At 28.9% G+C, this 12,910-nt stretch carries 16 protein-coding genes and 1 rRNA gene; 9 read left to right on the top strand and 8 right to left on the bottom strand.

From position 1 onward, the window contains the following. The coding region (locus tag KO488_RS03165; protein ID WP_216057343.1) for an aldehyde dehydrogenase family protein at nucleotides 1-258 on the top strand (258 nt) is incomplete at its 5' end. Nucleotides 259-289: 31 nt separating this feature from the next. Then, nucleotides 290-943, top strand: coding sequence for a uracil-DNA glycosylase (gene ung, locus KO488_RS03160; protein WP_303571992.1), 654 nt, complete (start codon nucleotides 290-292; stop codon nucleotides 941-943). Nucleotides 944-964: 21 nt separating this feature from the next. Here the strand turns inward: ung and KO488_RS03155 are convergent, their stop codons facing one another. After that, nucleotides 965-1,312 (bottom strand): nitrous oxide-stimulated promoter family protein, encoded by a 348-nt coding sequence (locus KO488_RS03155; protein WP_216057341.1) that lies wholly within the window; start codon nucleotides 1,310-1,312, stop codon nucleotides 965-967. 123 nt (nucleotides 1,313-1,435) lie between these two features. On the opposite strand from KO488_RS03155, the gene KO488_RS03150 reads away from it, so the two are divergent. Continuing rightward, the gene (locus KO488_RS03150; RefSeq protein WP_216057340.1) at nucleotides 1,436-2,083 is read left to right on the top strand and encodes a Crp/Fnr family transcriptional regulator; all 648 of its coding nucleotides are present in this window, start codon (nucleotides 1,436-1,438) and stop codon (nucleotides 2,081-2,083) included. A 9-nt stretch (nucleotides 2,084-2,092) separates the two neighbouring features. On the opposite strand, the gene KO488_RS03145 is transcribed toward KO488_RS03150, so the two are convergent. After that, on the bottom strand, nucleotides 2,093-2,491 hold the full coding sequence (locus tag KO488_RS03145; protein ID WP_216057339.1) for a hypothetical protein: 399 nt from the start codon (nucleotides 2,489-2,491) through the stop codon (nucleotides 2,093-2,095). Nucleotides 2,492-3,016: 525 nt separating this feature from the next. Between KO488_RS03145 and KO488_RS03140 the strand changes: the two genes are divergently transcribed. The 4 genes from KO488_RS03140 to KO488_RS03125 all read left to right on the top strand — a co-directional run bounded on the left by KO488_RS03140 (nucleotide 3,017) and on the right by KO488_RS03125 (nucleotide 6,003). Continuing rightward, complete coding sequence (locus KO488_RS03140; protein WP_216057338.1) at nucleotides 3,017-3,472, top strand: ComEA family DNA-binding protein; 456 nt, start codon at nucleotides 3,017-3,019, stop codon at nucleotides 3,470-3,472. A 79-nt stretch (nucleotides 3,473-3,551) separates the two neighbouring features. Then, nucleotides 3,552-3,965, top strand: a complete 414-nt coding sequence (locus tag KO488_RS03135; protein ID WP_216057337.1) for a YchJ family protein — start codon at nucleotides 3,552-3,554, stop codon at nucleotides 3,963-3,965. An 8-nt stretch (nucleotides 3,966-3,973) separates the two neighbouring features. Continuing rightward, nucleotides 3,974-4,714 carry a YaaA family protein gene (locus tag KO488_RS03130; protein WP_216057336.1) on the top strand — a complete coding sequence of 247 codons (741 nt, stop codon included), beginning with the start codon at nucleotides 3,974-3,976 and terminating at the stop codon, nucleotides 4,712-4,714. Between the two features lie 26 nt (nucleotides 4,715-4,740). Continuing rightward, nucleotides 4,741-6,003: a response regulator gene (locus KO488_RS03125; protein ID WP_216057335.1), complete on the top strand. Its 1,263-nt coding sequence runs from the start codon at nucleotides 4,741-4,743 to the stop codon at nucleotides 6,001-6,003. On the opposite strand, the gene KO488_RS03120 is transcribed toward KO488_RS03125, so the two are convergent. The 5 genes from KO488_RS03120 to secG form a co-directional block, all read right to left on the bottom strand. After that, nucleotides 6,000-7,070 carry an MFS transporter gene (locus KO488_RS03120; RefSeq protein WP_216057334.1) on the bottom strand — a complete coding sequence of 357 codons (1,071 nt, stop codon included), beginning with the start codon at nucleotides 7,068-7,070 and terminating at the stop codon, nucleotides 6,000-6,002. The genes KO488_RS03125 and KO488_RS03120 overlap by 4 nt on opposite strands. Continuing rightward, nucleotides 7,070-7,549, bottom strand: a complete 480-nt coding sequence (locus KO488_RS03115) for an RDD family protein (protein ID WP_216057333.1) — start codon at nucleotides 7,547-7,549, stop codon at nucleotides 7,070-7,072. Before KO488_RS03115 ends, KO488_RS03120 begins: the two co-directional genes overlap by 1 nt. Nucleotides 7,550-7,555: 6 nt before the next feature. Next, entirely contained in the window at nucleotides 7,556-8,164 is a 609-nt protein-coding gene (gene pyrE / locus KO488_RS03110; RefSeq protein WP_216057332.1) for an orotate phosphoribosyltransferase, read from the bottom strand. Nucleotides 8,165-8,166: 2 nt separating this feature from the next. After that, entirely contained in the window at nucleotides 8,167-8,724 is a 558-nt protein-coding gene (gene frr / locus KO488_RS03105; protein WP_216057331.1) for a ribosome recycling factor, read from the bottom strand. 204 nt (nucleotides 8,725-8,928) lie between these two features. Beyond that, the gene (gene secG, locus KO488_RS03100) at nucleotides 8,929-9,282 is read right to left on the bottom strand and encodes a preprotein translocase subunit SecG (protein ID WP_216057330.1); all 354 of its coding nucleotides are present in this window, start codon (nucleotides 9,280-9,282) and stop codon (nucleotides 8,929-8,931) included. Between the two features lie 105 nt (nucleotides 9,283-9,387). On the opposite strand from secG, the gene KO488_RS03095 reads away from it, so the two are divergent. Continuing rightward, complete coding sequence (locus KO488_RS03095; protein ID WP_216057329.1) at nucleotides 9,388-10,086, top strand: methyltransferase domain-containing protein; 699 nt, start codon at nucleotides 9,388-9,390, stop codon at nucleotides 10,084-10,086. 32 nt (nucleotides 10,087-10,118) lie between these two features. Here the strand turns inward: KO488_RS03095 and KO488_RS03090 are convergent, their stop codons facing one another. Further along, nucleotides 10,119-10,817, bottom strand: a complete 699-nt coding sequence (locus KO488_RS03090) for a Bax inhibitor-1/YccA family protein (protein WP_216057328.1) — start codon at nucleotides 10,815-10,817, stop codon at nucleotides 10,119-10,121. Between the two features lie 527 nt (nucleotides 10,818-11,344). On the opposite strand from KO488_RS03090, the gene KO488_RS03085 reads away from it, so the two are divergent. After that, a 16S ribosomal RNA gene (locus tag KO488_RS03085) occupies nucleotides 11,345-12,861 on the top strand. The last annotated feature ends 49 nt before the right edge of the window (nucleotides 12,862-12,910 follow it).

The raw sequence follows: 12,910 nt of genomic DNA, 5'->3' as shown, positions 1-12,910 counted from the left end.
GAAGCATTTGATAGAGCTAACGCATTAGATGTATCTTTCCAAGCAGCTGTATTTACAAAAAATCTTGATACTGCATTAAAAGCAGTAAAAAGACTTAATGGAACTGCCGTTATGGTTAATGATCATACAGCATTTAGAGTTGACTGGATGCCATTTGGTGGAGCAAAAGCTTCTGGACTTGGATTAGGTGGGATTCACCATTCTATGGAAGAATGTTCAAACGAAAAACTGATGGTAATCAAATCACCTGTTTTATAGATAAGAAATAAAGTGAGATAAGAAGTTAAGGATAAAGATGGATTGGAAAGACTTTTTTAAAGAAGAAGAATCAAAAGAATATTATATAAAGTTGATGAAAAGCATAAATAAAGCTTATGATACAACTATAGTATTTCCTCCAAAAGAGAAGATTTTCAATGCATTTGATTTAACTTCTATGTCAAATCTAAAAGTAGTTCTTTTAGGGCAAGATCCATATCATGCAGTAGGTCAAGCTCAAGGTTTAGCTTTTTCAACTCCAAGTGATGTGAAAAACCCACCTTCAATGAGAAATATATTAAAAGAGATTAATTCAGATTTACAAAGAACATCTTTTTGCGAAGGGGGAGACTTAAATCCTTGGGCAAAAGATGGTGTATTACTTATAAATGCGATTTTAACAGTAGAAGAAGCAAAGCCTAAATCTCATCATAAATTAGGCTGGGAAATATTTACAGATAATCTGATAAAGTTTATCTCAGCAAATTCTAAAGATATTGTTTTTATATTATGGGGAGCAAGTGCAATAAAGAAAGAAAAGATTATCGATGCAAATAAGCATCATATTTTAAAAGGAGTTCATCCAAGTCCTTTATCTTCATATAGAGGATTCTTTGGTTGTAAGCACTTCTCAAAAACAAATGATATTTTAAAGAAGTTAGGAAAATCTGAAGTTAAATGGTAAGAATTTTAAGTGAGAATAAAATTAAGAGAATATACTCTTAATTTTATTTTTCATTTTTGTAAGACTTAATTTAATTGCTGCATATTTCATAACTTTTGCAATATTTTTCCATCTTGATCTTTCATAACAAGGAGATGGACATGTTCTACATCTAGGTTTTATTTCATGAGGACATTGGTCTAATCGTTCAAATGAGTAATTTATAGCTTCATGACACTCTTGACAAAGTAATAAATCAATACTGAACTTTTTATCTTTATACTCTAGATTTATAGTTTTTTGTATTTGATTTTTATGTTTATCCGTGCAATATACTTCAAAGAATTTTTTTAATGTATTGATTTCTATTTCAAATTTTTCTTTTGTCATGGCTAATAATACCTTTATTTTGATATTTAAGGCAAAAATTGTCTTATTTAAATTTGTTTTTAATATTTTTACATAAAATACGTATATATACATTGACAATAATCAATATAAAAGAGAGTAAACATGGCAATAAATGGATTAGAAGATTACTATTTTTTTAGTTTTTTAAAACAAGATGAACTAATAAGACTAAAAGAAATATCGGTAAAGAAACGTTATAATAAAAATGAAATACTATTTTACAAAGGTGACCATCCAAAGTTTCTTCACTTATTAATAAGAGGAGTTGTAAAACTATATACTCATGATCATAAAGATAATGAAGTAATTATACATAATTTGATGGCACCATCATTAATAGCAGAAATTGCAAACTATGATGAAGCGAAATTTCCTGCAAATTGTGCTTTTGAAACTGATGCTGAAGTTTTATTAATTGATTATGAAAAATTTAAAGCAGAGTTTTTATTAAAACCAGAGATATCAATGTTTTTTATAAAATCTTTAACAAAAAAAATTAAAGCACTAGAAAGTTTTATATCATATAATATTAGCTCAAATAGTAGTGAGAAAATTGCAAAATTTTTATTAGACAATGAGTCAATTTTAATCAATTTAAAACAAGTGAAAATTGCACAAATATTAAATATCACTCCTGAAACATTTTCAAGAAAAATTTCTAAACTAAAAAAAGATGGAATAATTCAAAATGAAAAAGGGTATATCAAAATCTTAGATCATGAAAACCTAAGATATCTAATAAACGAATAAAGAGAAAGTTTAGTCTTCTCTTGTTAGTTTATATAATAATCCATAAATATTTGTTGTATGAATTTTAGTTACTTGCATAAATATAAAGGCAACAACTACAACATTTAAATGGATTAAAGCTTCTGTAAATGAGAAAAATATAAAGATTAACCCCACTATAAATATAAATAATGGTTTAGCAAACTTAATAAGTGATTGAGTTTTTATAAGTTTTAATTTATACTCTTGTTCATTCTTTATAATAAATGCTTTATCTTCCTCACTTAATTCATTTGTAATATGTAGTTTTTCTAAACCTTGGATTACATCCATATTTTTTTTGTATTGTAAATATCTATATAATAAGATACCTAAAATAACAATTGATACAAAATTTGAGATTAATTGTAGGGGTATTTGGTTTAACATTTAGTTCCTTTAATATTGTATATGTATAACACTATTGTATAATTTCAAAAATCATTTTAGGATTCAAAATCTCTGCTTCATTCATCATTTATACTTTATTAATTTCTTCAACTATAACATTTTATATATGTTATGTTTTCTTTTGGAAAAAAGATAATTGTAATTATACAAAAGATAACTTATTAAACACTCAAAACCTATGGTATTGGCAGTGGGATAAGGAAAATATTAAGACTCTTCATAGTAAATGTTCTAAATGTGGAAATTTACTAGTATATGATGAAAATAAATATAATTCAAGAGTATTTTTTTATTGTCCAAGTTGCAATAGTCAAGAGATGTCAATAAAAGGTGGAAACTATGAGTATTCTCAATATATAATTCAACGTGAAATAAAAAGAAAAGCAAAGGTTGGAAGGTATAAAAATTAAATTAATTCACAATTTATATATGATTATGAAATAAAATGAAAGATATTTAATTCTAATTAGATATAATAAATTAAATTATTTTAAGGAAAGAGAAATGAAAAAAATTATTGTATTGTTAATGTTAAGTGTTTCATTCATATTTGCAGCTGTAAATTTACAAACTGCATCAAAAGATGAACTTATGAGTATCAAAGGTATTGGACCAGTTAAGGCTGATCAAATTATGAAGTACAGAAAATCAAACAAGATTAAAAGTGCAGATGATTTAAAAGATATCAAAGGTTTTGGACCTAGTATTATTTCAAATATAAAAGGGAATAAAACAGTTTCTAAAGCGAAAATGACTGAAAAGAAGAAGATTTCAAAAATTGAAGATAAAAGAAAATCTCAAATTTCAGAAGCAAAAAAATCTGCTAAAACTAAAGATGAACTAAAAACTAAGAAGAAAGAGATTAATAAAAAAGCAAAAGCTGAAAAAACAAAAGCAAAAAAGAAAGAAACTAAAAAAGCTAAAACAACTAAGAAAAAAGAAGATATTCTAACTAAATAATAAATCTTTGTAGGCATATGTCTACAAAGATTTTACTCAACTTATGCTAATATTTCCTAAAATATTTTAGGAGTCTTATTTGAAGATACCTCCAAACAATGTATGCCCTTGTGGTTCATTAAAAAAATACAAAAAATGTTGTAAAATTTTTCATGATGGTTCTACTGCAAAAACTGCAGAGGAATTAATGCGTTCACGATTTACTGCATATATTTTAAATGATGCTAATTATATAATAAAAACAACTCATAATGATAATCAAGACTATACATTAAATATTAATAGTTGGAAAAAAGATATTATAAATTTTAGTGATTATACGGATTTTATAAAATTAGAAATATTTGAAAGTATAGAAGGTAAAAAAGAGAGTTTTGTAAAATTTAGGGCAACTTTACAACAAGATAATTTAGATGCTTCTTTTACGGAAAATAGTAGGTTTCTAAAAGTAAATAATAAATGGTTATATGTTGATGGAACATTTACAGAATAAGGAAAAAAATGAGAATATTATTTTCACCAAGTGAAGCAAAATATAAAGATGGTAATGATGTAAAATTTACAAATGAAAGTTTTATCTTTCCTGAGTTATTTAAATATAGAGAAGAAATGATAAATAAATACCAATCTTTTATAAATAATGCTAGTAATGATGAAATAGCAAAACTAATAGGTACAAAAAAACAAGATGTAATTGATTATTATTCAAGTGATATTTTTAAAAGAAATACAAAAAAAGTTATTCAAAGATATGATGGTGTTGCGTATGATTATCTAAAATATGAAGAGTTATCAAGCTCTCAGAAAAAATATATAGATGAAAATGTAATTATATTCTCAAATCTTTTTGGTCCAATACTTGCTGGAGATATAGGTCTTCCTGATTATAAATTAAAGCAAGGTGAGAAACTTGATAAGTTAGCTGTAGAAGTTTTTTATAAAGAGCATTTCACTAAAGCTTTAGATGAGTATTTAGAAGAGGACGATGTATTAGATTTACGTGCTGGATTTTATGAAAAGTTTTATAAGTTAAGTAAACCTTACACTACAATGAAGTTTATAAAAGATGGAAAAGTTGTAAGTCATTGGGCTAAGGCATATAGAGGTATAATATTAAATTGTATATCAAAAAATAATATTAAAACAATTGAAGAATTAATGAATTTAGAAGTTAATAATTTAAGTATAAGTGAAATAAAAGTAGAGAAGTTAAAAACAGAAATAGTTTATAATATAATTTAGTATGGAGAGTTAAAAGGAAATATTTAATGTCAAATATTCTAAAAAACGTAACAATTTTGTATGTAGAAGCAGATGAAGGTTTGAGAAAAAAATTGATTACCATTTTATCTTCTGTTCTAAAAAAAGTGTATTTATCAAATGATGGTTTAGAAGCTTTAGAAACATATAAAGAATATAAAGATTCAATTGACATAATTCTTACAAGTATAAATATTCCTGGAATAAATGGAGTTGAACTATTAAAAGAAGTTAGAAATATTGATAAAACTATACCTTTTATGATTAATACAAGACATACACAAACTGAACTTTTACTTGAAGCAATAGAGTGTGATGTTACAGAATATATACCTAAATCAATAGAAACAAAAGAGTTACTTTTTAAAATAGCCAACAGGTGTCATGATAGATTTTCTTACATAAAAATGGCCACACAAGATGAAGAGATGACCAGATATCTTGAGGCCTTAAATCAAGTTGCTATTGTTTCTAAAACTGATTTAAAAGGTATTATTACTTATGTAAATAAAATATTTTGTGAAGTTGCTCAATATAAAGAAGAAGAATTACTTGGAAAACCTCATAATATTGTTAGACATCCAGATATGTCAAAAGCTGCATTTAAAGATTTGTGGATGACTATCCAATCTGGAAATAAGTGGCAAGGAAAAATTAAAAATAGAGCAAAGGATGGAAGTTCATATTTTGTTAATGCAACAATCTTCCCTCAATATAATGAAACGGGAAAAGATATTGTAGGATTTATAGCTATTAGGTTTTTAACTACTGATGATGAAAATGAAAAAAGAGAATTTAAGAAGAAAGTAATTGTTAACCTACAAGATAGTAGGAAAAAACAATTAGAATTAACTAATAAAAATAATAAACTTGAATTTGAATTAAAAAATTCTAATCAAAGAATTAGTGAATTAGAAAAATTTATCCATAATCTTAAATCTTCTTTAGAAGATTGCCAAGCTAAAAATATTAGTAAAGAAAGACAATTAAATCATTATGAAAAGCAAATGCATAAAATTGATGAAAATTATTTAGAGAAAATGAAGACTAAAAGTGATGAAGTTAAAGGTAGACTTGGTAATATCCATGATTTAAAACTTGATAAAGATATTTTAATTAAAAAAAATAATGAGCTGAGTACAAGAGTTGAAGAATTAAAAAATAGTATTTTTAATTCAAAAGTTAAAGAGGAAAATCAGAGAAAAAGAATACGAGATTTAGATGATATTATTCTTGAGTTAGAAGAAAAAATAAAAGAAGTAAGAAATTAGATTAAAAATAGTGATATTAATGAAACAAGAGCAAAAATTGCACTATAAACAAACAGATACTCTCCATATACAAAACCTGCAACTAAAGCTCCAATAAAGCCACCTAATCCATATGCTACCCCATACATAAATTGTTGAGCTAATTTTTTATTCTCATAAAGTGTATATAAAAATATAATAACAGTACTATGGTATAAGCCAAAAGAAAAAGCATGTAAACTTTGAGAGATAAAAGTAATACTTAATGAATCTGGATATAAAAATAATAATAGCCATCTAAAAATTGTAATACTAACACATACTTTTAAAATATTTAAAAGATTGTTTTTAAGAAGAGGAGCTTGAAAATATAACATTAGTATTTCACAAACTACACCAAAAGACCAAAGATATGAAGTCATTTCTAAACTAATACCATTTTGTGTTTCATAAATAGTAAAAAAGTTATAAAAACCTCCAAAACTCATTTGCATGAAAAATAGACTAAGCCAAAAAGGCCAATACTTAAAAAAAGAAAAGCTTTCATCTTCAATACTTTTTACATGAGCAACATCATTTTTTACCAATAGAAGTGCAAAGATAACTGTGAAAATATTTGCTGCTAAATAGTAATGTAATGCTATTTCTGGAGCACTTAAAAATTTTGCAAGTACCAATGAAATTAACATAAAGCCTATTGATCCAAATAGCCTTGATTTTCCATATTTACTTCTACCTAGGTTTTTAATTGCGGTTACGTCTAAATAAGGAAGTATCAGTGATAGACAAACACCTAAAATAGCATTATTAATCATAAAAGCATAAAAGTTGTTAATAGTAAAATAAAAAAGTGATGATGTTAATATTGATAAAAATAATGCACTTTTAAAGACTGTTAGATTTAATTCAATATGTTTTAAAAATAAAAAGGGAGTAGCAAATCTCATTAGAGGAGCAAGTGCGAAAATTATACCGATTTCAAAAGAATTATAGCCAATATCATGAAGTACTTTTGGCATAAAAATTACATATACACCAACAGCTGCAAAGTAAAAAAAATAAAATGCAGAGAGATTAAAGAATAGCATTATTCGTGAATAATAATTGTTCTAGAAATTAAATCCTGAAATGTTTTTTTATCTTTTCTAAAAAATGGTAAAAAGAGTAAGAAGAATGATACAACTGCAAATAAAGTTGCCGTATATCTAACAAGTGATTGAGTAAAGGATATTCTTCCTTTATTTAAAGCATCAACTATTTTTAATTCATAAGCTTTAAGACCTGGAGTTTGACCTTTTACAAACCAAAAAAATATTATTAGAAGTAAATGAACAACAAGAATTATTGACCAACCTTTTATTCTATCTTCTGAAAAGGCTTCACCACTACCCATTATTAAATATATTACAATATATAGAATTGGAGTAGTGATTAAGAAAGTGTCAGTTAAGAAAGCTCTTAACCTAACTGAAAGTGGAGAAGACTCAACTTTTACAAATTCTTCTTTAGTAGAAGTATCATTTTTATGATTATTCTTGTTTTGTTTTGTATCTCTCCATCTAGCCATTTATGATTAATTACCTCTTGAACCTGGTTTATATGCGACACTTCCATCTTTACATAACGGACAATCATCAGGTGAATACATTTCAAACGTAAAGTCTTCAAGTGCAAAAAGTGGTTTATCCAATGGTAATTTACAGTTTTCTTTAGCTTCTAAATCTGAACCTTCTCGTGAGCAAAAACCTCTATTTGCAAGTGCAGCATAAGCTACAATATTTCCACCATCAGCTTCAACTTGTTTTGCAGCTTCTAGTGCTGAACCACCAGTAGTAATGATATCTTCACAAATTACATAGTTTTCACCTTCTGTAACTTCAAAACCTCTTCTTATAGTCATTTCACCATCAACACGCTCTGCAAAGATAAATCTTACATCTAAAGCTGTTGCTAATGCAAATCCTGCAATTAATCCACCAAGGGCAGGTGAACAAACTGCATCAACTTTTATGCCAGATTCTTTAATCTGTGTAGCTAAAGCTTCTGCTAAAAGTTTTGCAGTTTTAGGGTCTTCTAAAACTTTTGCTGATTGCAAATAGAATCCAGAATGGTTACCTGAACTTAATTTGAAGTGACCTTCTAATAATGCTTGAGCATCTTTATATATTTGAGCTACGTTCATAATTAAACCGTTAAGATTTCTTGTTCTTTTGCTTTAAAAGTTTGGTCTGCTTTTAAAACATAAGAATCAGTAATCTTTTGAATTTCATCTTGAGCTTTTTTACTCTCATCATCACTGATTTCTTTATCTTTATGAATAGCTTTGATTTTATCGTTTGCTGTTTTTCTAATATTTCTGATTGCAACTTTAGCATTGTCAGTCATAACTTTAGCACCTTTAGCACTAATTTTTCTTTGATCAACAGTCATTGGAGGGAAGAATAATTTAATTACATCTCCATCATTATTTGGATTTACACCAATATTAGCATTTTGTATAGCTTTTTCAATATCCCCTAAAAGATTTTTTTCCCATGGGTTAACAACGATAGTTGTAGCATCTGCTGCTAAAACTGAACCTACTTGATTTAAATCAGTTGGTGTTCCATAATAATCTACTTTTATACCATCTAAAACTGAAGTTGTAACTTTTCCTGTTCTTAGTGTTTTATAATCTCTTTTTAAAGCCTCAATAGACTTTTCCATATGATCTTTTGTTTCAGCATTAAGCTCTTCTAACATTAATTCTCCTTTATTTATTGCAAACTTTATATTTTTATTAAATTTGCGTGTATTATACCATTTTTAACTTTGATATCTTTGCTTCAATGAAGGTTAAATCTGTAATTTTGAACTTTTTTTATATTTAAATTAGTGATAAATAAAGATTGAGTATTTTAGATGCAAAGTAGAAAGAAATATATAATATTTCTTTTCTTCTTTGAATTATTTAGCTGCTGGTACCGATGGTACTGGAGCTGAAGTTGGAGCTGCTGGAGCTTGCTCAGTTGTAGGAACTGGCATAGATGGAATTAATGTTTCTGTTTTTACATTATCAATCGCACTCTCATTTCTTTTTTCATTATACATATAACCTAGAACTAATGTATTTATAACGAAGATTAAGCCTATTGCCATTGTTGCTTTAGTTAAAAAATTACCTGGCCCTTTAGCACCAAATAATGATTCATTACTTCCGCTGTAAGCTCCAAGACCAATACTTGAACTTTTTTGAAGTAAGATTATTATTGTTAATAAAATTGCTAAAACAAATTGAACTACCAAAAGTGTAGATGTCATTATCTATTTCCTTTTTGAAAAATGGGATATATTTTATCTAAAACTTATTAAGAAAAAGTTAAAATAAAACTATCTTCAGATTAAACACTAAATAAAAGAGTAAAATTGTCAATAAAAAATGAATTCTCAAAATATGCAAACGAATATAATAACCACAACATTATTCAACAAATTATAGCAAAGTCACTAGTGCGAGAATTAAAATCTAAACCTAAAAAAATACTAGAATTAGGTTGTGGTTCTGGACAAGTTTTTTCTCATATTTCTTGGCCCATTGAATTTTATAAAGGAATAGATTTTTCAAAAGAAATGTGCCAGTTACACCCTATAGGAAGTAATATAGAAGTTAAATGTTTTGATTTTGATACGGATGAATTCTTAGCCGAAATAAAGAATGATTCTTATGATATTGTTCTTTCTTCATCAGCTTTACAATGGTCAAAAGATTTAGATAAAATAGTTAAAAATCTTTCTTTAATTACAAATGAAATTAATGCAGTTTTATTCACTTCAAACACATTTAAAACTATTCAAACAATAACAAATAGTAAATCTCCAATTTTAGAAGAAAAACAAATAAAAAAAGCTTTTTCTAATTATTTTTATTGTGAATTTGAGACAATTATGTATAAATTAGAATTTGAAAACAAAAAAGATTTATTTAATTATATAAAAAAATCAGGAGTAAGTGGTGGGTCTAATAGTTTGGATTTCAAAAATGCAAAGAAGTTATATAAAGAGTATAAGTTAAATTATTTAGAATTTGAAGTAATATTTGTTAAGACAGTTTCCAAAGTAGTTTAATGTAGTTAAACTAACTCCCTAGGGAGTTAGTTTTAGTCGTTATTACTATTCATAATTCCTAAAATTTGTAATAATGAAATAAACAAGTTAAAGAAATCTAAATATAATGATAAAGCAGCTTCAACAGGTGAATCATATCCACCTCTAATAATTTGCTGAGTATCATATAAAATAAATGCAGAGAATAATAATGCACTTACACTAGCAATTCCTAATTGCATTAATGATGATTGAATGAAGATATTTGATATACCTGCAACAATTACGATAATAAGTGCAATCATTAAGAATTTACCCATTGAAGAAAAATCTCTTTTTGTTGTCATAGCAAACATTGAAATTCCACCAAATGCAACTGAAGTCATTAAGAAAGCTTGACCAACGATTGATGCGCCACCTGGCATTGCAAAAATTGATGCTAATAATGGAGCTATCATTAACCCTGTCATAAATGTTAAAGCAAATAAAGCTAATAAATTAACTCCTGGTTTATGTTTAACTTTTGGTATTACAAACCATACCATTGCAATAACTGCTCCAAATAAAAGCCATTTTACAGGACCCATTAAGAAAGCAACAATTTCTAGACCAATATATGATCCTGCAGTTGCAGCCAATAATGAACCAGCAAACAGTTGATAAGTTGCTCTTAAAAAACTCATTAAATGTGCTTGAGATGATTCTTGTGAATGCTCGTTTGAATTATTTGATAAATAATCTCTATTATACATATGTATATCCTTTTTTATATTGTTGTTATTTTAGTGCCTAATTTTATAATGTTAGTCTTAATAACATCTTTAATTTGCATCTATATTTATATTACAAATTATATATTAAGATATAAAGGTAAACGGAAAATTAACAAATATAATAAAAGAGCTTATTAAAACTTATAAATAAGGGGTTAAGCTATGTTTTAATTGTAAAAAAACAATGATAAAAAGAACTTTCAAAATTTAAACTACATTTAAGTAATACCTCTTGACAAAGGGGAGGAAATCTCCTATAATTCCCGTCCAAAAACAGACGAACGATATCAAAAACATTTGATGTAAGACTGAAGAGATGGATGATCTTTAACAATGTAAATAGTTTATAAAGTAATCTTTATAAACTGAATATAATACTCTAACTATAATCGAAAGTAATACGATTTAAAATAAAATACATATAAATAACAAGAATATAATTCTTGTCTATTAAATTTGAGTGATAATTTTGTATAACAATACAAATTTGTCAGTATCAAACTAATTCTTCGGAGAGTTTGATCCTGGCTCAGAGTGAACGCTGGCGGCGTGCTTAACACATGCAAGTCGAACGAGAACGGATTAAAGCTTGCTTTAATTGTCAGCTAAGTGGCGCACGGGTGAGTAATATATAGGTAACGTGCCTTCGAGAAGGGGATAACGTTTGGAAACGAACGCTAATACCCTATATGCCTTTAAGACTTAAGTCTGCAAGGGAAATATTTATAGCTCGAAGATCGGCCTGTACAGTATCAGTTAGTTGGTGAGGTAATGGCTCACCAAGACAATGACGCTTAACTGGTTTGAGAGGATGATCAGTCACACTGGAACTGAGACACGGTCCAGACTCCTACGGGAGGCAGCAGTGGGGAATATTGCACAATGGACGAAAGTCTGATGCAGCAACGCCGCGTGGAGGATGACACATTTCGGTGCGTAAACTCCTTTTATATAGGAAGATAATGACGGTACTATATGAATAAGCACCGGCTAACTCCGTGCCAGCAGCCGCGGTAATACGGAGGGTGCAAGCGTTACTCGGAATCACTGGGCGTAAAGAGAATGTAGGCGGATAGATAAGTTTGAAGTGAAATCCAATGGCTCAACCATTGAACTGCTTTGAAAACTGTTTATCTAGAATATGGGAGAGGTAGATGGAATTTCTGGTGTAGGGGTAAAATCCGTAGAGATCAGAAGGAATACCGATTGCGAAGGCGATCTACTGGAACATTATTGACGCTGAGATTCGAAAGCGTGGGGAGCAAACAGGATTAGATACCCTGGTAGTCCACGCCCTAAACGATGCACACTAGTTGTTGTGAGGCTAGACCTTGCAGTAATGCAGTTAACACATTAAGTGTGCCGCCTGGGGAGTACGGTCGCAAGATTAAAACTCAAAGGAATAGACGGGGACCCGCACAAGCGGTGGAGCATGTGGTTTAATTCGACGATACGCGAAGAACCTTACCTGGACTTGACATAGATAGAATATAACAGAGATGTAATAGTGCTAGCTTGCTAGAACTATCATACAGGTGCTGCACGGCTGTCGTCAGCTCGTGTCGTGAGATGTTGGGTTAAGTCCCGCAACGAGCGCAACCCTCGTCATTAGTTGCTAACAGTTCGGCTGAGAACTCTAATGAGACTGCCTGGGTAACCAGGAGGAAGGTGAGGACGACGTCAAGTCATCATGGCCCTTACGTCCAGGGCTACACACGTGCTACAATGGGGTATACAAAGAGCAGCAATACAGTGATGTGGAGCAAATCTCAAAAATATCTCCCAGTTCGGATAGCAGTCTGCAACTCGACTGCTTGAAGTTGGAATCGCTAGTAATCGTAGATCAGCAATGCTACGGTGAATACGTTCCCGGGTCTTGTACTCACCGCCCGTCACACCATGGGAGTTGAACTCATTCGAAGCGGGGATGCTAAAGTAGCTACCCTCCACAGTGGATTCAGCGACTGGGGTGAAGTCGTAACAAGGTAACCGTAGGAGAACCTGCGGTTGGATCACCTCCTTTCAGAGAGAGAACTTAGATTCGTTTCTAAGTTCATCAAGAAAAACAAAAA

The organism is Poseidonibacter lekithochrous (genome assembly GCF_018861145.1).
GTDB lineage: Bacteria > Campylobacterota > Campylobacteria > Campylobacterales > Arcobacteraceae > Poseidonibacter > Poseidonibacter lekithochrous_A.
Note: the sequence above shows the minus strand (reverse complement) of the source record. Positions and strands in the feature narration are given on the sequence as shown.